The organism is Paenirhodobacter sp., assembly GCF_047600745.1.
GTDB lineage: Bacteria > Pseudomonadota > Alphaproteobacteria > Rhodobacterales > Rhodobacteraceae > Rhodobacter.
In genome coordinates, this window is record NZ_JASGKI010000002.1 from 337,140 (window position 1) to 355,536 (window position 18,397).

Sequence of the window (18,397 nt, forward strand, 5' to 3'; positions counted from 1 at the left end):
CCCCTGCCGCTCCATCGCGGTTTCCAGCGCATGCCAGAGCGAGCCCGCCGCCGAACGCATGCGAAGGCCCTCGGGGATGCCGTCATCGTCTCGCCTTTCGTTCGGATGGGGCAGGGGCGTGGCCTGTGATCACACCGCGGCGATCAGTTGGATTTCGACGGGTGCATCGCCGGGCAGGGTGGCGACGCCGACGGCGCAGCGGCTGCCGATCCCGGCATCGCCCAGTTCCGCGCGCAGGAATGCCGAGGCGAAATCGGCCAGGCGGGAATGGGCGGTGAAGCCCGGCTCGGCGGCGACATAGACCGTCATCGACAGAATGGCGGCGATGCGCTCGCCCTCGGCCAGCGTGCCGCGCGCGGCCTGTAGGGCGTTGGCGCAGGCCAGGACGACGGCCGCGCGGCAGGTGTCCAGCGGAGTGTCCTTGCCGATCACCCCCTGCTGGATCAGCCTGCCGTCCCGGCGCGGTGTCATCCCGGCGGTGAAGATCAGCGCGCCGTGCCGGGTCGCGGGGACGTAATCGCCCTGTGGGATCGGGGCGCCGCTCATGCGCGATACCGCTCGACCAGGGTGGCCAGCCGCTCTGCCGCCGCGACCGCCGCCGCGTGGTCCTGCGAGAAGTTCAGGCGGATGCTGTCCCCGGTATGCGGGCTGAACTCGGTCCCCGGCGTCACGATCACATCGGCTTGCAGCCGCAGCGCCTTGACGAATGCGCCATGCGTGATCGTCAGCGCGGGCAGGCGCGGGAACAGGTAGCTGCCGGCCTCGGGCGTGCGGGCAAAGCAGCCGTCGATGCCGCGAAACAGTGCCAGCAGGTCGTCGCGGATCGCCTGATGCCGGGCGATGCGCTCGGTCATCCAGCCCTCGGGCTCATTGAACCAGGTGCGCAGAACGGCCTGCGAATAGCCCGCCGCGCGCAGCGAAACGATGGCCTGCAACTTCTCCATCCGCGCGATGATGTCTCTGGACCCGAACCCCACGCCCAGCCGATAGCCGCTGAGCGATTCCGTCTTCGACGGGCCCATGATCGTAATCACGTTTTCCGGGTCCAGATCCATCGCGCGCAGATGGGTATAGCTGGCGCCGGTATACAGCAGCCGCGAATAGAGCTGATCCACGATCACCGTCGCGCCATATTGCGCCGCCAGCGCCGCGATCCGGGCAATTTCGCCCTTCGAATAGACCACCCCGGCGGGGTTGTTGGGATTCGAGAACAGGAACACCTTCGCCCCGGCGCGCAATGCCGCCTCCAGCCCGTCGAGGTCCAGCCCCGCCTGTCCCGGACCCGCCGCGCGATAGCCCATCTGGACGGGGATCATATCGCCCTCGAAGAACTCGACCAGCTTGCGGTTGGCGAAATAGTCGGGCTGCACGATGGCCACCTTGTCGCCGCGCGCCACGGTGGCGGCGACGGCCAGGAACAGCGCGCCCTGCGTGCCGGGGGTGACGATCATGCCGTCGCGGGCATCGACCGGGGCGCCGGTGAACGCGGCCAGCCGTGTGGCGAGATCCTCGCGGATGCCCAGGTCGCCGCGATATTCGGTATAGGCCTGCGCCCCGCCCAAGGCGACGCCAGCGGCGAAGGCCTCGAATGAACCCGGCGTTGGTTCATGCGCATCGACATCGCCATGCGAGAAATCGACGCGGCGGCCGGGCAGCCGGTCGCCTTGCAGGAAGTCCGTGCCGTCCCCGCCCTGCCGGACCTCTTGCCCCGGTGCATTGTCTGTGCCCAGCCTGCTGAACTTGGCCTGGATCGTCATGCCTTCCCCCTTTGGCCCGCGGACGAATGTTGCGGGCAGCCTATGCCAGTTTGAGGCGTGGCAAAAACCATCTTTTTCAGTTTCAGATGATGGGAAAAATGAATTCCCGGAGCCGCATGACCCAGCAGCGGGTCGCCCCTCAGGTGCCAATGGATCCGATCGACGGGATGGAAATGTGGCGCCATGGGCGAGCCTGATCCGGTGTCGGTTCGGGAAATGATCGCGCGGATTGGCTGCCGCCCCCGGATCGTCGATGTTGGCAGCAGGGAATCCTTGCGATGCGGATACTCAGGCCCTGCAACAGGGCCTGTCCCGCGCACTCGCGGCCCGGATCCCCATGTCTTCGGTTCCGTCCTGACAGGTAACGATCGCGCTGACAGCGACCTCGACGTGCTGCCGGAGACGACGCGCGTCGACCTCGGGGGGGGCAGGATGCGCCTGGCGTCCGGGTAGACGTGAGACCCGCCGCCGCATATCCGGGCAAGTGCAGCAAGACCCATCCGTCGTCGAAGTGATGCTCACCCCCGATGGCCGAAGCCCGGCGGACATCTGTTCGTGTCGTCCGGGCGTGAAGCTGCGCTGGAACATCCGCCTGCCGATGCCGGGCCGGTCGCAGGAAGGCCGCCCGCCACGCGGTCTTCGGAACGGGTGCGGGCCGTTATGTCGTCGTGGCGCGGACGGGCTGATAACCCTCCCCGGCGAGCGAAACCCAGAGCACCCCGCCACCCTCGTCGGCGACGAACAGCCTGCCGGATCCGCTGGCCGCGATGACGGTGACGGGGCTGCCGGTGCCGCGCCGGACGAGGGCGGGCTCGGCCTCTTCGCCGATCTCGGAAAACAGCACGCTCCCGTCCGAGAGGCCGGCGAACAGCGCCTCGCGCCCCGGAACGGTGCAGACGGCTGTCACGAGGTCCGGGCCGCCGGGGCAAAGCTGTAGGGGCGCGCGTCCCATCGGGCCGCTCATGCCGTCGAAGGGCCAGAGGATCGCCGCTTCGGCGCCGGTGGTGGCCAGCCAGGGCAGGGCGCCCGCCCAGGCCAGCCCCGCGACCTTCGCCGGATAGCCCGACATGCGCAGGTCGGCCTTGTCGCGCAGCCGCCAGCCGTGCAGGGCGTTTTCCTGCATCGCGGTCATCAGGAAGCGGTCGTCGGGCGACCAGATCACCCGCATATGGCTGCCCGCCCATTTGAGCGAGGTTGGCTTCCAGCGCCGGGCTTCGCGCGACCAGACCGTCACGCCGCCGTAATGCGCAACGGCAAGGCGCTTGCCCTTGCGATCGAAGGCCAGCCCGCCGACCGAGGACGGGTGCTCAAAGGTCTGGCGAAAGCCGGAAGGCTCGGTCAGGTGGACTTCGCGCCCGACCGAACAGGCGAGGGCGCCGGTCGCGCTGGCGGCGACGTGATCCACCCATTTGCGCGCGAACTCGGCCAGCGTTTCCGACACGCCGTCCGGCCGGGTGCGGATGAAGCGCCCGTCATCGCCTCCGGTCAGGATCGCCCCGTCCGGGGCCAGCGCCAGCGACAGGATCGCACCCCGATGCAGGGGGATGACCTCGGGCGGATCGTCCGGGCGGAAGATCCGCAGCCGCCCGTCGCCCCAGGCGGAGAGGGCCGCCGCGCCCGCGAGGACGGCCCCGACCGGCACCGCGTCGATGGTCAGGCGCTGCCCCGCCGCCTCGATGGCGGTGGGTGGGATGTCAGGGGTTTGCGCCATCACGCCGCCTTGCAGGCGTCGAAGCCTTCCTTCAGCGCCATGCTGTCCAGGTTGCGGCCGATGAAGACCAGTTTCGATGTTCTGGCCTGCCCCTCGGGCCATGGCCCCAGGTGGCTGCCATCCATCAGCATATGGACGCCCTGGATGACATAGCGCTGATCCGATCCGGCGAAATCCAGGATCCCCTTGGAGCGCAGGATGTCCTGCCCCTTTTCGCGCAGCAGGCGCCCGAACCAGAGATTGAACAGGTCGGGGTCGAGCGGCGCATCGGCGTGCAGCGAGATCGAGGTGATGTCCTCTTCATGCTCGTGCTCGTGATCGCCATCAAGGAAATCCGGCTCGATCTCCAGCACCCGCTCCAGGCTGAAGGCGTCGAGGCCAAGCACCTTGTCCAGATCGACGCCGCATTTCTCGGAATGCAGGATCTTTGCATAGGGGTTGATGGCGCGGATGCGGTTCTCGACGGATTTCAGGCCCGCCCCGTCCGCCAGATCGACCTTGTTCAGCAAGATCACATCCGCGAAGGCGATCTGCTCGGCGGCCTCATGCGCCTCGTCCAGATGGGTGGTCAGGTTCACCGCATCGACCACGGTGACGATGGCATCGAGCCGGGTCTTACCGGCCACCTCCTGATCGACGAAGAAGGTCTGCGCGACCGGCGCCGGATCGGCCATGCCTGTCGTCTCGATCAGGATGCCGTCGAAATCCTTGCGCTTCATCAGCCCCGAGAGGATGCGGATCAGGTCGCCCCGCACGGTGCAGCAGATACAGCCGTTGTTCATCTCGAAGATTTCCTCGTCGGCATCGACGACCAGCTCGTTGTCGATGCCGGTCTCGCCGAATTCGTTGACGATGACGGCGTATTTGCGGCCGTGCTGTTCGGTGAGGATGCGGTTCAGCAGCGTCGTCTTGCCGGCGCCGAGAAAGCCGGTGAGGACGGTGACGGGGATCTGTTCGGTCATGGTCTTGCTCCTTGGAGTGAGGACAGGGATGACCCTGGCAGAGGCTGGGGCATATATTGTAATTACATCACGTTATTGGCGACGGATGTGCCGCGCTTGATCTGCGGTTCATGGCTCAGGCCGGGCGTTCGGACGCCGCTCTCTCGACCTCGACGGTGACGTGGGAAAGCTCGTGGATCGGTGACAGGCGGGCCTTGTACTCCGACGGCTCTCGGGGATTGGCGGAGACCAGCGCGATGATCGCCGCGTGATGCCCCGGCCCGACCTGCCAGACATGCAGATCGGTGATCCGGTCGCCCCCGGTTTCCAGCGCCGCGCGGATTTCGCCGGGCAGATCGTCATCCGTGCGGTCCAGCAGCACGCCGCCGGAATCGCGGATCAGCCCCCAGGACCAGCGCGCGATCACCAGCGCGCCGACCACGCCCATCAGCGGATCGGCCCAGAGCCAGCCATAGGCCCGCCCGGCCAGCAGCGCCCCGATGGCGAGGATCGAGGTCAGCGCATCGGCCAGCACATGCAGATAGGCGGCGCGCAGGTTGTTGTCCTGCGCGTGGTGGTGGTCGTGCCCGTGATGGTGGTCATGGTCGTCCCGCAGCAGCCATGCGCAGACGAGGTTCACCCCCAGCCCGATCACGGCGACGGCGATGGCCTGGCCGAAGCTGATCGGGACGGGATCGGCCAGCCGCAGCAGGCTCTCCCACCCGATCAGCAGCGCGATCAGCGCCAGCACGATGGCGCTGGCAAAGCCTCCCAGATCGCCGAGCTTGCCGGTGCCGAAGCTGAAGCGGGCATCGCCGGCATGGCGGCGGGCGTAGAGATAGGCGAGCGCCGTGATCAGCATCGCCCCGGCATGGGTGGACATGTGCCAGCCATCGGCCACCAGCGCCATGGAGCCGAAGAGGCTGCCGGCGGCGATCTCCACCACCATCATCGTGGCGGTGAGCGCGATGACCAGCCAGACCCGGCGTTCATTGCGCCGATGGTCGCGGCCGAGGAAATCATGCCCGTGGGTATGGGCGGAAATGTCGATGGCGGACATCGGGGGTTACCTCATGTAGGTCCGGATGACGGCGATCAGCTCCTCGCCGCCCTGCTGGCGTTCGGCCTCGGTCCCGGCGTGGAGGACATGTTCGCGCAGGTGGTCCTCCATCACTTCGGCGGTCAGGCCGCTCATCGCACCGCGGGCGGAGGCCAGTTGCCGCAGAACCTCGCCACAGGGCTTTTCGGCTTCCAGCGCGCGCTCGATCCCCTCGATCTGGCCCTTCAGGCGGCGGACGCGGGCGATCAGCTTTTCCTTGTCGCGGTGGGTGTGGGACATGGCCTTGGCTTCTTATAACATGGGGGGGTATACTATAAAAAGCGGGATCGGTGAAGCCCTGGAATGGATCGAGGAGCGGATCGAATGGGTGGCCGACGGCAAGCCGGTAAGCGCGCCGAGATGTGGCCGTTGCGCCGACCGAAGGGCCAGGCGCGCCGTCACCGAAGCGCCGGGCGTGTGCCATGCGTCCTGCCACTTCGTCGCGGGCGATCTCGTCCTGACGTGTGAAACCTGACAGGTCGCGGCCTGCCACGCGCCGGGCCGGTCCTCATGGCGATTGCCCTTTGGTTTCATTCGGCATAGGCTCGGCGCCGATGGTTCCCCGTGTTCTTTGGGCCGGGGTGAAAAGGGAATGTGGTGCGGCTTTCGGGCCAAGGCCATGGCTGCCCCCGCAACTGTAAGCGGCGAGCCCCGTCCGAGATGCCACTGGCCCCGCGCGGCTGGGAAGGCAGGATCGGGGCCGCGACCCGCGAGCCAGGAGACCTGCCATCGGAGAGATCGGACCGGACGGGGTGTGCCGGGAGGGAGCTTCTCAAGCGGCCTCGCGCCGTCTTGCGTGCCATCCTTCCTGGTGTCCCGGGCCGGGCTTCGGGAAAGAGATGGCAGGGTGGAGAGCGCCGCGCATAGCATCATCGTCTGCACCCGTTGCCGCGCGGGTGGCATCCGCCCCGGCCCGGCGCTGGTGGTGCGGTTGCGTGCTGAGGGGCTTCTCGGAGTTCCGCATCGGGGAGGTCGCCTGCATGGCGGGCTGCGACCGGCCTTTGGCAGTAGCCGTTACCGCGCCGGGCAAGGCGAGTTACCTGTTCGGCGGTATCGACGTGGAACGGGACGCGCCGCATCTGATCGACTTCGCGCGCCTTTACCGAAGCCTGCCCGATGGTTGGTGCAACGAGGGGCAGCGCCCGCGTGGTCTGGCGGGCAAGGTGCTGGCGCGGATCCCCGGAGTGTTGCGGTGATCCGGGCGCGCGATCTGGGGTTTCGCGCGGAGGGCGCGGTGCTGGTCGAGGGGGTCGGCCTTTCGGTCGAAGCTCATGACCGGCTGGCGATCATCGGGCCGAACGGGGCGGGCAAGACCACGCTGCTCAGGATGCTGGCGGGGGTGCTGCGCCCCGGCATGGGCGTGGTGACGCTGGACGGGCGGGATCTGGCCCGCATCCCGGCGGTGGAGCGCGCCCGCAGCATTGCCGTGGTGGGGCAGTCGGATCAGCCCGACCCGCGCCTTTCGGTGCTGGAGTATGTGGCGCTCGGCCGCGTCCCCCATGCCGGGCGGCGGGGGGATGACCGGCGGATCGCCCTTGCTGCGCTGGAGCGGAGCGGCCTCCTGCCGATGGCCGGGCGCAGCATGGGCTCGCTCTCGGGCGGCGAACGGCAGCGGGCGCAGATCGCGCGGGCCATCGCGCAGCAGCCGCGCATCCTGTTTCTCGATGAACCCACCAACCACCTCGACCCCCGGGCGCGGGGCGAGGTGCTGGAACTGGTCGCCGGGCTCGGCATTGCCGTGGTCGCGGTGCTGCATGACCTGTCGCTGGTCGCGCCCTTTGCCAGCCGCGTGGCGGTGCTGGATCGCGGGCGGCTCGTGGCCTGCGACACGCCGGACCGGGCGCTGAGCCTCGCGCTGGTGCGGCGGGTCTTCGGCGTCGATGTGCTGCGCCTGCCGCATCCGACGGATGCCCGCGAACTGACCGTCTTCGACATTCCGATCCGTCTTTCGACCCCCTGAGGAGATATTGCCTTGAAACCCCTGCTGATCCTTGCCGCGCTCTTCGCGGCCTCCGCTGCCACGGCCTATCCTGTCACCGTCGATAGCTGCGGCGCGCCGCTGACGTTTGATGCCGCGCCGAAGCGCGCCGTGATCCACGACCTGAACATGACGGAAATGGCCTTTGCTTTGGGCCTTCAGCCGCGCATCGTCGGGCTGACCGGCATCACCGGCTGGTATAAGGTCGGGCCCGAATTCACTGCGATGCGGGGCAACATTCCGGAACTGGCGCCGAAATATCCGACGTTGGAAAACCTGCTGTCGGTCGAGCCCGATTTCTTCTTCGCCGGCTGGTATTACGGCATGAAACCGGGCGGAGAGGTCACGCCCGATACGCTCGCCCCGCATGGGATCAAGACGCTGGTTCTGACCGAAAGCTGCGTGCAGGTCGAGAAGAACCGTCCCGCCGCCACGATGGACCTGCTTTATGGCGACGTGGAAAAACTGGGCCGGATCTTTGACAAGAAGGCCGAGGCCGACACGCTGATTGCCAGTTGGAAAGACCGGCTGGCCGGGATCACCGCGAAGGTCGGCGAGCGCAAGGGCACGCGCGTGTTCCTCTATGATTCCGGCGAGGACAAACCCTTCACGGCGGGCAAATACGCCATCACCACCGCGATGATCGAGGCGGCGGGCGGCACCAATGTCATGGCCGATATGGAAACCAGCTGGGGCAATACCGATTGGGAGACGGTGGCCGCGCGGAACCCGCAATTCCTCGTGCTGCTGGATTATCAGGACGGCGGCGGCGCGGCGCAATTGCTGAACTTCCTGAAGGCGCATCCCGCGATGAAGGAGACGGACGCGGTGAAGAACGAACGCTTCGTGCCCCTGCGTTACGCCGAACTGACCCCCGGCCCGGCGAATATCGAAGCGATCGAGAAGATCGCCCGCGCGATGTATCCGGACGCGTTCTGAATGCGCTTCGGGGTGGCGATCGGCATCGGCGTGGGGACGGTGATCGTGCTGGCGCTGCTGTCGGTCGCCTGGGGCTCGACGGTGATCCCGCTCTCCGATGTGCTGGCCTCGTTCGGGGTCGCAGGCGCGCCGCCTTCCGGCCCGGTGGGCAAGATCGTGGTGGATCTGCGCCTGCCGCGCACGCTTCTGGCGGTCTGCGTGGGCGCGGGGCTGGGCGTGGTCGGCGCGCTGTTGCAGACGGTGACGCGCAACGACCTGGCCGATCCGTTCCTGTTCGGGCTGTCCTCCGGCGCGGCGGCGGGGGCGGTGTCGGTGATCACCGTCTTCGGCGACCGGCTGGGGATCTGGACCCTGCCGGTCGCCGCTTTTACCGGCGGCATGCTGGCGGCGCTTCTGGTGCTGGCGCTGGTCAGCCGGTTGCGCGGTCAGGGGCCGGAGCGGCTGATCCTCGCGGGGCTCGCCGTCTCCTTCCTGTTCACCGCGCTGACGAACTATCTGGTGTTCTCGGGCGATCAGAGGGCCGCGCATTCGGTGCTGTTCTGGACGATGGGCGGGCTTGGCCTTGCGCGGTGGGACAATATCGGCTTCGCGGCGCTTGGGGCGGGCGGGATCGCGGGTTTCGCGCTGTGGAACCACCGGCGGCTGGACGCCTTTCTGGCGGGCGAAACCACGGCGGAAAGCCTTGGCGTGCCGGTTGCCCGCTTCCGCATGGCGGTGTTTCTGGCCGCCGCCTTTGCCACCGCGACGCTGGTCGCGCTGGCCGGTGTCATCGGTTTCGTCGGGCTGATGATCCCGCATCTGGCGCGCCGCGTGGCGGGGCCGTTGCATCTGCGGCTCACGCTCGCCTGCGCCGTCTTCGGCGCGGCGTTGCTGTTGGCCAGCGACCTGATCGCCCGCACCCTGCTGCCGCCGCAGGAACTGCCGATCGGTATCGTCACCAGTTCCATCGGCGCCTTCTTCGTCACCGTCATGCTGATGCGGAACAGGATTTGAAGGCGCCAATTGCGCCGTCGTGCCACTGGATCACGCACCAAGGCCGACAACGATATTCGTCCTCATGTCACGGTGACGCAGTTCCTGTCTGCGGTGCTGATCTGCCTGCTGCGTCGACCGGCGGGGCCGCTGGCTGGGATAGCGTGACAGGCGGAAATTCCTGCCGGAGACGTGCAGGTTTTGCCCTCATGGCCGCCCCCCATCTGGAGCCTTGAACACAATAGGTTGATATTCCGGCATCAAATTGCTATAGGTAGTGGTAAGCCTTGATCCCGGGGCGCCGCCCGGCGCGCCTCTTTTCGCGACCCCGCCCCTTTCGGACGGGCGAGCTTTTACGCGCCCGAATGCGGCGCGGGATCAGCCATTCACCTCGCGGGGGCGTTGTGCCCTTGCGTCTGCCGGGCCTGATACGGAGTTGCATGCAACCGAAACTTTCGGTCGAGAACCTGTACAAGATCTTTGGCAAACACCCCGCCGCCGCCATGCGCATGCTGCGCGAAGGGGCGGGCAAGGCCGACATCCTGGCGCGGACCGGCGCCACCGTGGGCGTCCGCGACGCCAGCTTTGCCGTCGAGGAGGGCGAGATCTTCGTTGTCATGGGCCTGTCCGGCTCCGGCAAGTCGACGCTGGTGCGGATGCTGAACGGGCTGATCCCGCCCACCGAAGGCCATATCCTGATCGACGGCGAGGATGTGGCCACGGCCGCGCCCGCCGATCTGCGCCGCATCCGGCGCGAGCGCATCGCGATGGTGTTCCAGCATTTCGCGCTGTTCCCGCATTGGAGCATCGCGGAAAACGTGGCTTACGGGCTGAAGGTGCGCGGCATTCCCGCGCCCGAACGCCGCGCCCGCGCGCTGGAGGTGCTGGAGCAGGTCGGGCTGGCGCCCTGGGCCGACAGCCGTCCTGCCGACCTGTCGGGCGGGATGCAGCAGCGGGTGGGTCTGGCGCGCGGTCTGGCCGCCGATCCCGACATTCTGCTGATGGACGAGCCCTTCGGCGCACTGGACCCGTTGATCCGCCGCGACATGCAGATGGAGTTGCTGACCCTGCAAAAGACGCTGAAGAAGACCATCGTCTTCATCACCCACGACCTGAACGAGGCCCTGCTGCTCGGCAACCGCATCGCCATCATGAAGGATGGCGAGATCGTCCAGATCGGCACCGCGCAGGAGATCGTGACCAATCCCGCCGATGACTATGTGGCGGCCTTCGTCGCCGATATCGACCGGGGCCGGGTGTTCACCGTGGACGATGTATCGTCGGAGGCGCTGACCGTGCCGCTGCGCGATACCTCGGTGCGCCAGGCGCTGCGACTGATGGAAAATCGCGGGACGCAGGCGCTTTACGTCATGGACGGGACGCGCCCGGTCGGCGTGGTGACCTATCGCGACCTTGCCGCATCGGAACTGGATGAGGCCACGCCCAACCCGACGCTGCGCGAGGCACTGATTACCGATTTCCCGACCGCCAACACAGACACGCAACTGCACGAGCTTTACGGCCCGGCGGGCGGGGGCCTGCCCATCGCCGTCACCGACGAGCGCGACCGTCTGCTGGCCGTGGTCGAGCCGGGGGATGTTCTGACCCACCTCTCGGGAGCTGCCACCAACGAACCCGCAAAGGAGGGCGCCGATGCTCAGCCCCGCTGATCTGGTTACATTGCCCTTCGATGACTGGGTGAACGCCTTCGTACGCGGCTGGCTGGTGCCGAATTTCCGCCCCACCTTCCGCGCGGCACAGGTGCCGATCACCGCCGTTCTGAACAACCTCGACGCCTTCTTCCGCTGGGTGCCGATGCTGGTGATGACCGCCGCCTTTGCCGGCGTTGCGTGGCGCACCGCCGGGCGCGGCGCGGCGCTGTTCACGGTGCTGGGCTTTGCCTTCATCGACATGATCGGGCTGTGGGGCCACACCATGACCACGCTGGCGATGGTCGTCACCTCGGTCCTGTTCTGCGCGGTGATCGGCGTGCCGGTGGGCATCCTCTCCGCCGGATCGGACCGGATGTGGAAAGTCGTGCGCCCGATCCTCGACGTGATGCAGACAATCCCCAGCTTCGTCTATCTGGTGCCCATCGTGATGCTGTTCGGCGTCGGCATGGCGCCCGGCATCATCGCCACGATCATCTTCGCCCTGCCGCCCATCGTGCGGCTGACCAACCTCGGCATCCGCAACGTGCGCGCCGACCTGATCGAGGCGGCGGAAGCCTTCGGCTCCACCCGCTGGCAGATGCTGTGGGACGTGCAACTGCCGCTGGCGATGCGCACGATCATGGCGGGGATGAACCAGACCTTGATGCTGGCGCTGTCGATGGTGGTCATCGCGGCGCTGATCGGCGCGGGCGGGCTCGGCCTTGTGGTCAATACCGGGCTGGGTCGGCTGGACGTGGGCGGGGCGACGGCTGGCGGCGTCGGCATCGTGATCCTTGCCATCGTGCTGGACCGCATCACGCAGGGGCTGACCGAATCCCGTGCGCCCTCGCTGCGGCAGGTGCTCTCCAATCTGATCCGGCTGCGCGGGCAGGCGCCCGCGGCCGAACCCGGCAAGGCGGGCTGACCCCGCCCTGCCACCAATCAACCGAACCAAAACAAAAGGAGACCCGGCATGCCCCGTCTCACCCTCACCGCCGTCGCGCTGGCTCTGGCCGCGCCGCTTGCCCATGCCGCCGAGCCCGGCGAAGGTGTCAGCATCACCATGGTGCAGCCCACATGGGACACCGGCTGGTTCCAGACCGCCATATATTCCAAGCTGCTGGCCGAACTCGGCTATACCGTGTCCGAGCCGATGACGCTGGACAATCCCGCCTTTTATCAGGCCGTGGCCTTCGGCGACGTGACCATGTGGGTGGATGGCTGGTTCCCCGGCCACAATTCCTACCGCGACAGTTTCGAGCAGGGGGCCGAGATCGTCGGGGCCGTCGCCAAGGGCGGGGCCTTGCAGGGCTATCTGGTGGACAAGGCATCGGCGGAGGCGTTTGGCATCACCTCGATAGAGGATTTCAAACGCGACGATGTGAAGGCCGCCTTCGACCGCAATGGCGACGGCAAGGCCGACATGGTTGGCTGCCCGCCCGGCTGGGCCTGCGAAGAGAATATCGAGCATCATATGGACGCCTATGAGTTGCGCGACCATGTGAACGTCATCAACGCGAACTATTCGGCCTCGATGGCCGATGCGGTCGCTGCGTATGGCAGTGGCGAGCCGATCCTGTTCTACACTTGGACACCGAACTGGACGGTGAACGAATTGAAGCCCGGCAAGGATGTGGTCTGGATTCAGGTGCCCTTCGTCGATCTGGTCGAGACCGAAAAGGGGCTGGAGGACGCCGCCACCATGACGGGCGTCGAGGGCTGCGTGGCCGACCCCTGCATGCTGGGCTATGTCGCCAACGATATCGTGCCGGTGGTCAACAGCGAATTCATCGCGGCCAATCCGGCGGTGCGCGCCCTGTTCGAGGCGGCGCAGATTCCGCTGACCGACATCTATGCCCAGAACGCGCTGATGAATGCGGGCGACCAGAACATTCAGGCCCACGCCGATGCCTGGATCGCCGGGAACCGTGAACTGGTCGATGGCTGGCTGGAGACCGCCCGCGCCGCAGCCGAGTGACGCAGATCGAATGACGGGGCCGTGCCCCGGCCCGACAGAAAGCCCCCGTGCGGTTCCGCGCGGGGGCTGTGCTTTGACCCCTTCATAAGACTGCGGTATCACGTCTGCTTTTGCCACCGGAACGCCCGTAACAAATCGCGGAGGCATCGGCCCGGGTGTTTACGGCCAGCGGCGCGGGTTGAGCAATCGCCCGAGGCGCGGAACCCTCATCGCGTGCAGCGGGGCGATTGTTGCGGTGGTCAGGGTGCACGCATATCCTGCAAGAGCAGGTGCCATGGGACGACCGCATCATCCTGCCACTCGGCCCCAAGCTGTTCATCGTCCAGCGGGCGTCCGACAAGAAATGGTGATCAAGAGCATCGCCGGGCATGAGTTCTGCGACTGGAAGGAAAACTGGAAGCTGCATGCCGTCGTCCGCGAAACCCAAGAAGAGATGGAAGAGATCTATCTTCGGCAGGAACGGGTTCAGGCGCCCCATCTGCGCCTCGGAAAGCCAGTATAGGTTGCTCATGGTCAGGTCTCCTTGCCGAGCCTGAATCACGCTAAATGACCGAAATCAACGCGTCCTGACGGTAGTAAGAACCTCGTCCATCTCAGGGCACTTTGACACCGGATCATTCGCCCGATCGTTGCGATCTGATCAGAGAATCGAGTGAATCCAGGCAGATGTTGGTGTCTTGGCATTTTTGTTCATACTTAACTTTTAAAGCAGCACTCTTTCGTGAAACGGAGTGTCGTTCAGAATGCGGGTATAGGCCAAGGGCGACAGATCCAAGGTTCGGAACTCTCCGTAAACCAGCATCTCGGACAAAGCGCGACCGATGGCCGGCGATTGCATGAGACCATGGCCCGAGAACCCGCAGGCGAAGTGAAAGCCTGCGATCTCGGGATGCGGACCTATGACGGGATTATGGTCCAACGCGTTCAGGTCGAAATGCCCGGCCCATTGGTTGACGACCTTGATGGCCTCGAAATGGCGCGAGCGTTCGGCAAGGGCGGGCCAGACAAGTTCCTCGAACTCATCATAGCGTGGGTCGAAGTCACCGGGAGCAACCTCCGGGTCAGGGTCGGGGGTCGTGCTGGCTAGGAAGAAATGCCCCTCGGGGCGGCAATAGACGCCGCAGGGTTCGACCATCAGGGGCAGGCGGCCATCGTTGATGCGGGCCGTGCCTTCGGGGCTCTTGGCGCAATCGAAGACGAAGACGGTGCGCTTGCGGATCTCGATCGGGGTCTCGATCCCGGCCATCCGCGCGATCGCAGGGGCGCCGCATCCCGCTGCATTCACGACGGCTCCTGCCGAAATACGGCGCCCGGACGCCAGCCGCAGACCCGTGACCCGGTTTCCGTCCCGATGAACCGCCGTCACCTCGTCCTGAATCAGGTCGACGCCCAGGCTGCGGGCCTTGTTGCGAAAGCCGTTCATCAGGGCGGTGTTGTCGAACCAACCTTCGCCCGAGCGCCCGTAAGAGGCCAGTTCGATATCCGCCACGTTCAGATGCGGGAACGCCTTGGCCAGTTCATCGGCGCTCCACAGCACCACATCGGCGCCATGGGCGATCTGCACGGCGTGGTTCTGCCGCAGGATCTCGGCCTGATCGGGAATCGTGGCGAGGAACAGATAGCCGCCGGGAAGAAAGTTCAGCTGCGGAGCCTGCCCGTCGACCTGCATGGTCTCGGCGAAATTCATCATGAACCGATGGCTGAAACGGCTGATCTGCACATTGATCGGGGTCGAGAACTGGCTGCGGATCGCCGATGCCGAAAGCGATGTGGCGGCGCGGGCAAAGCTGAGATCCCGCTCGACCAAGAGGACGGATCCGTCGAAATCTGGGTTGGCGGCAAGAAAATAGGTGATGGCCGAGCCTGTAGCCGCGCCGCCGATGATCACCACATCATAGCTGTTTTTCATAGCGTCGTCCGGGTCATGCTGCCTTGACCAGCATGCCTTCGGGATTGAAGGCAGGTTCTGTGCGCTTGACCATATCCGCGACGATCCGCGCCGACCCGGCCGACATGGTCCAGCCCATATGGCCGTGGCCCAGATTCATCACCGCATTGGCAAAGCGCTTGCCGCGGCCAAAGATCGGCAGCCCGTCGGGGGTCATCGGCCGCAGTCCGGCCCAATAGTCGGGTTGGCCGAAATCGGCACCTTGCGGGAACAGTTCGCGGACGGCGCGCAGCATATGGGTGAAGTCCCGCGGCTTGTGCGTCTTGCTGAACCCGGCGAACTCGGCTGTCGCGGTGACGCGCATGCGGTTGCCGAAGCGGGCATAGGCGACAAGGTTGTCTTCGTCGACGCCGCCGACGGTCGGGGCCTGATGGTTCTCGCCGATGGGCATGGTGACGGAATAGCCCTTGATCGGATAGATCGGCAGCGATACGCCCAGCTTGCGCGCGAAACGCGGGGCAAAGACGCCAAGGCAGACCACGAATTCATCGCCGGCAATGCGGCCCTTGTCGGTCAGGGCCGCCGTGATCCGGTCGCCCGAGGTTTCCAGGTCGCGGATTTCGGTATCGTAGAGGAAGGTGACGCCCAGCTTCGTCGCGCAATATTCGGCCAGGTTGCGGGTGAACATGCGAGCATCGCCGCTGCCGTCCGTCGGGCAATAGATCGCGCCGGCGAATTTGTCGCGGGCGGAACTCAGGGACGGGTCGATGCGGACAGCCTCGTCCACCGAAATGGCGCGCAGCTCCAGACCTTCCTCGGTCAGCACGCGCGTGTTGCGGGTGCCGCGCTCGAAGCTTTCCGGCTTGCGATAGAGATAGAGCAGGCCGCCGGACAGCCCGTCATAGGCGACCCCGGTTTCCTCGGTGATCTTCAGAAGGCGGTCCTGAGAATAGCGGCACAGCCCAACCTTGCGCTTGGTGTTGGTGCTGGCGCGCTCGGCGGTGCAGTTGCGCAGGAATTGCAGCGACCAGAGGTAAAGCCGGGGGTCCAGGCTGGGCCGGAAGACCAGCGCCTGGCTGCGGTCCAACAGCGAACGCAGCAGGATTTTCGGTGCCTTGGGCGAGGACCAGGTATAGGAATGGCCGGGCGCGATCAGGCCGGCATTGGCATAGCTGGTTTCCGAGGCGGCAAGGTCCAGCCTGTCGATGACAGTGACCTCATGCCCGTCGCGGGCAAGTTCATAGGAGGTCGTCACACCGACCACCCCGGCTCCCAGAACGATGACACGCATTCCCTGTTTCCTTTCGCCCAAGGCATGAGTGGTTTTGCCCGTCAGATCGCTGCGATCAGGGCGATCTCGACGGTGAATTGGGGCGCCGCCAGTTTCGATTCGACGGTGGCGCGGGCCGGGGCGGTCACATCCTTGACCCATGCGTCCCAGACGGCATTCATTTCGTCGAAGGTCGAGATGTCGGACAGCCAGATCGAGGCAGACAGAAGTTTGGACTTGTCGGTACCGGCCTTGGCCAGCGTGGCCTCCAGACGTTCGATGATGTCTTTGGCCTGCTCGGTGACGCTGCCGCCGGGTGCGCCAAGCGCGACCTGTCCCGCGAGATAGGCCACGTTGCCATGAACGACGGCAGCGGACATCCGGGCGTTGGGGTCGATATGGGTGATCTCGGTCATCGGACTTTCCTTGCTTGATGGCTCCAGGTGGAATCACGCTAACAATACACAAGTGGATACACAATAAGATTTTTATTTGCGTCATGATTTCCGAGGGAGTAAATTGTCGCTGAAATCGGCATGTCCGTGCGCTGCGGGGCCGAGAAATCATAACGGAGACAGGCGGATGGCGAGCGTGGCAGAGGCCAAGTCAAAGCGTCCCGCGGATGTGGTCGAGAAGGTTTATCGACAAGTCCGTGACATGGCGATCGAGTATCGTTTTCGCCCCGGAGAGCGGGTGAACGAGGTTGAGCTGGCGCAGCGGCTCAAGGTGTCGCGTACGCCGATCAGGCAGGCGCTGAATCGCTTGGTGCATGAGGAATTCGTGACCTTCGTGCCCAATCGCGGATTCTATGCGCGCGAGATCGCCCCTGCGGACATTCGCCAGATCTATGAGTTCCGCGCTCTGGTCGAATGCGGCGCCTTTCGCCTGGCCTGCGAGCGGGGCAGCGACGAGGATATCGCCCGTATCCAGGCGGAATGGGAGGCCCAGAGCAGTGCCGGCAGCGACTGGGAGCAGTTGAGCGCGGCCGACGAGGCGTTCCACCTGGCCATCGCGAGCCTCGCAGAGAATCCGCATATCCTGAACACGCTGAACGATCTGAACGCCAAGTTGCGATTCTTTCGCCGAATCGACCTTGAAAACGACAGTCGCCGCAAGAACACCTATCAGGAGCATGCGGCCGTCCTCGATTGCCTGAGGCGTCGCGACAAGAGCGGCGTCGAAATTCTGAAGAACCATATCGTGATGAGTTCGGGTCACGCTGTTATGGTTACCAAGGAAGGGCTGGCGCGGATTTTCTTTGACATGGAGAACGGTCGGGCGCGCTAGGCGTCTGCGATCTCGGGGAAGGGCGGGCGACCAGATCGTCCGCCTTTTTGTTTTGACAACCGCATCCAAAAGTGTATCCACTTATGAGCACAGAATGGAGGCTGGCATGTTTCAAGATCTTCGCGGACGAGTTGTCTTGGTGACAGGGGCTTCCTCCGGGCTGGGGGCACATTTCGCCTCCCTGCTGGCGCGGCAGGGTTGCCGCGTGGCGCTGGCCGCCCGGCGCGAGGATCGGCTGGCAGGGATGGTCACCACTATTGCGGATGCCGGCGGCGAAGCGATGGCCGTTGCGATGGACGTGACGGATCCGGAAGCGATCCGGGCCGGCTTGTCCCGCATCGAGGAACGTTTTGGCCATGTCGAACTGTTGATCAACAACGCTGGCCTTGCCGCCGAACATGGCTTCCTTGCCGCCCCCCGCGCCGAAACCGAGCGTGTCTTTGCCGTCAATCAGACCGGCGTCTGGGAGGTTGCGCAGCAGGTCTGTGCCAGGCTGGTTGCCGTCGGCAATCCGGGGGCGATCGTCAACATCGCCTCGATCACCGGGCTTCGGGCTGTCGGCGGGGCGGCCTCTTATGCGGTCACCAAGGCCGCGGTGGCGCATATGACCCGCATTCAGGCGCTGGAACTTGCGCGGCACGGCATCCGGGTGAACGCCATCGCGCCCGGCTATTTCGAGACCGAACTGACGCAGGATTTTCTGGCATCCGATGCCGGCGACAAGCTGCGCAAGCGGGTACCGATGCGGCGGATCGGCCACCTGAACGAACTGGATGGCCCGCTGCTGTTGCTTCTGTCCGACGCCGGCAGCTTCATGACCGGCACCGTCATTCCGGTCGATGGCGGCCATCTGCTCAACAGCCTCTGACCCGGAAAGGATCTGCCATGGACTTTGCGCTTACCCCCGAGATCGAGGCGCTTCGCC

Annotated in this window: 19 protein-coding genes, 1 pseudogene and 1 riboswitch; of the genes and pseudogenes, 11 read left to right on the plus strand and 9 right to left on the minus strand. The window is 65.7% G+C overall.

What is annotated here, in order from left to right; all coding sequences use genetic code 11:
• Window positions 1-129: 129 nt before the first annotated feature.
• The 6 genes from QM789_RS06030 to QM789_RS06055 form a co-directional block, all read right to left on the minus strand.
• Entirely contained in the window at window positions 130-546 is a 417-nt protein-coding gene (locus QM789_RS06030; RefSeq protein WP_420351056.1) for a RidA family protein, read from the minus strand.
• Window positions 543-1,757 carry a pyridoxal phosphate-dependent aminotransferase gene (locus tag QM789_RS06035; protein ID WP_420351057.1) on the minus strand — a complete coding sequence of 405 codons (1,215 nt, stop codon included), beginning with the start codon at window positions 1,755-1,757 and terminating at the stop codon, window positions 543-545. Before QM789_RS06035 ends, QM789_RS06030 begins: the two co-directional genes overlap by 4 nt.
• A gap of 658 nt (window positions 1,758-2,415) precedes the next feature.
• The gene (locus QM789_RS06040; RefSeq protein ID WP_420351058.1) at window positions 2,416-3,468 is read right to left on the minus strand and encodes a WD40 repeat domain-containing protein; all 1,053 of its coding nucleotides are present in this window, start codon (window positions 3,466-3,468) and stop codon (window positions 2,416-2,418) included.
• Window positions 3,468-4,430: a CobW family GTP-binding protein gene (locus tag QM789_RS06045; RefSeq protein ID WP_420351059.1), complete on the minus strand. Its 963-nt coding sequence runs from the start codon at window positions 4,428-4,430 to the stop codon at window positions 3,468-3,470. The genes QM789_RS06040 and QM789_RS06045 overlap by 1 nt, the downstream gene beginning before the upstream one ends.
• Window positions 4,431-4,545: 115 nt before the next feature.
• Complete coding sequence (dmeF, locus tag QM789_RS06050) at window positions 4,546-5,469, minus strand: CDF family Co(II)/Ni(II) efflux transporter DmeF (protein ID WP_420351060.1); 924 nt, start codon at window positions 5,467-5,469, stop codon at window positions 4,546-4,548.
• Window positions 5,470-5,475: 6 nt separating this feature from the next.
• Window positions 5,476-5,748 (minus strand): metal/formaldehyde-sensitive transcriptional repressor, encoded by a 273-nt coding sequence (locus QM789_RS06055; protein WP_420351061.1) that lies wholly within the window; start codon window positions 5,746-5,748, stop codon window positions 5,476-5,478.
• Here QM789_RS06055 and QM789_RS06060 point away from each other — a divergent pair.
• The 9 genes and pseudogenes from QM789_RS06060 to QM789_RS06100 all read left to right on the plus strand — a co-directional run bounded on the left by QM789_RS06060 (window position 5,747) and on the right by QM789_RS06100 (window position 13,529).
• Window positions 5,747-5,983 (plus strand): hypothetical protein, encoded by a 237-nt coding sequence (locus tag QM789_RS06060; RefSeq protein WP_420351062.1) that lies wholly within the window; start codon window positions 5,747-5,749, stop codon window positions 5,981-5,983. The two genes, QM789_RS06055 and QM789_RS06060, sit on opposite strands and share 2 nt — an antisense overlap.
• A gap of 63 nt (window positions 5,984-6,046) precedes the next feature.
• A riboswitch (cobalamin riboswitch) is annotated at window positions 6,047-6,254 on the plus strand.
• 234 nt (window positions 6,255-6,488) lie between these two features.
• Window positions 6,489-6,704 (plus strand): DUF1636 family protein, encoded by a 216-nt coding sequence (locus QM789_RS06065; protein ID WP_420351063.1) that lies wholly within the window; start codon window positions 6,489-6,491, stop codon window positions 6,702-6,704.
• The gene (locus QM789_RS06070; protein WP_420351064.1) at window positions 6,701-7,468 is read left to right on the plus strand and encodes an ABC transporter ATP-binding protein; all 768 of its coding nucleotides are present in this window, start codon (window positions 6,701-6,703) and stop codon (window positions 7,466-7,468) included. Before QM789_RS06065 ends, QM789_RS06070 begins: the two co-directional genes overlap by 4 nt.
• A 12-nt stretch (window positions 7,469-7,480) precedes the next feature.
• Window positions 7,481-8,425 carry an ABC transporter substrate-binding protein gene (locus QM789_RS06075; RefSeq protein ID WP_420351065.1) on the plus strand — a complete coding sequence of 315 codons (945 nt, stop codon included), beginning with the start codon at window positions 7,481-7,483 and terminating at the stop codon, window positions 8,423-8,425.
• Window positions 8,426-9,418 (plus strand): FecCD family ABC transporter permease, encoded by a 993-nt coding sequence (locus QM789_RS06080; protein WP_420351066.1) that lies wholly within the window; start codon window positions 8,426-8,428, stop codon window positions 9,416-9,418.
• Between the two features lie 419 nt (window positions 9,419-9,837).
• Window positions 9,838-11,067 (plus strand): quaternary amine ABC transporter ATP-binding protein, encoded by a 1,230-nt coding sequence (locus QM789_RS06085; RefSeq protein WP_420351067.1) that lies wholly within the window; start codon window positions 9,838-9,840, stop codon window positions 11,065-11,067.
• The gene (locus QM789_RS06090) at window positions 11,051-11,974 is read left to right on the plus strand and encodes an ABC transporter permease (RefSeq protein ID WP_420351068.1); all 924 of its coding nucleotides are present in this window, start codon (window positions 11,051-11,053) and stop codon (window positions 11,972-11,974) included. Before QM789_RS06085 ends, QM789_RS06090 begins: the two co-directional genes overlap by 17 nt.
• A gap of 48 nt (window positions 11,975-12,022) precedes the next feature.
• Window positions 12,023-13,027, plus strand: coding sequence for a glycine betaine/L-proline ABC transporter substrate-binding protein ProX (gene proX, locus QM789_RS06095; protein WP_420351069.1), 1,005 nt, complete (start codon window positions 12,023-12,025; stop codon window positions 13,025-13,027).
• 269 nt (window positions 13,028-13,296) lie between these two features.
• Window positions 13,297-13,529, plus strand: a pseudogene (locus QM789_RS06100) (acetone carboxylase subunit gamma).
• 201 nt (window positions 13,530-13,730) lie between these two features.
• Here the strand turns inward: QM789_RS06100 and QM789_RS06105 are convergent.
• From QM789_RS06105 to QM789_RS06115, 3 genes are read right to left on the minus strand one after another with little or no spacing between them, the layout of a single operon-like run.
• The gene (locus QM789_RS06105; protein WP_420351070.1) at window positions 13,731-14,936 is read right to left on the minus strand and encodes an NAD(P)/FAD-dependent oxidoreductase; all 1,206 of its coding nucleotides are present in this window, start codon (window positions 14,934-14,936) and stop codon (window positions 13,731-13,733) included.
• 13 nt (window positions 14,937-14,949) lie between these two features.
• Complete coding sequence (locus QM789_RS06110) at window positions 14,950-16,206, minus strand: D-amino acid dehydrogenase (RefSeq protein WP_420351071.1); 1,257 nt, start codon at window positions 16,204-16,206, stop codon at window positions 14,950-14,952.
• Between the two features lie 41 nt (window positions 16,207-16,247).
• A complete protein-coding gene (locus QM789_RS06115) occupies window positions 16,248-16,601 on the minus strand; it encodes a RidA family protein (protein ID WP_420351072.1) in 354 nt (117 codons plus the stop codon).
• Between the two features lie 166 nt (window positions 16,602-16,767).
• On the opposite strand from QM789_RS06115, the gene QM789_RS06120 reads away from it, so the two are divergent.
• Together QM789_RS06120 and QM789_RS06125 are read left to right on the plus strand one after the other, a co-directional pair.
• Complete coding sequence (locus QM789_RS06120) at window positions 16,768-17,472, plus strand: GntR family transcriptional regulator (RefSeq protein WP_420351073.1); 705 nt, start codon at window positions 16,768-16,770, stop codon at window positions 17,470-17,472.
• A gap of 139 nt (window positions 17,473-17,611) precedes the next feature.
• Window positions 17,612-18,340 (plus strand): SDR family NAD(P)-dependent oxidoreductase, encoded by a 729-nt coding sequence (locus QM789_RS06125; protein ID WP_420351074.1) that lies wholly within the window; start codon window positions 17,612-17,614, stop codon window positions 18,338-18,340.
• The last annotated feature ends 57 nt before the right edge of the window (window positions 18,341-18,397 follow it).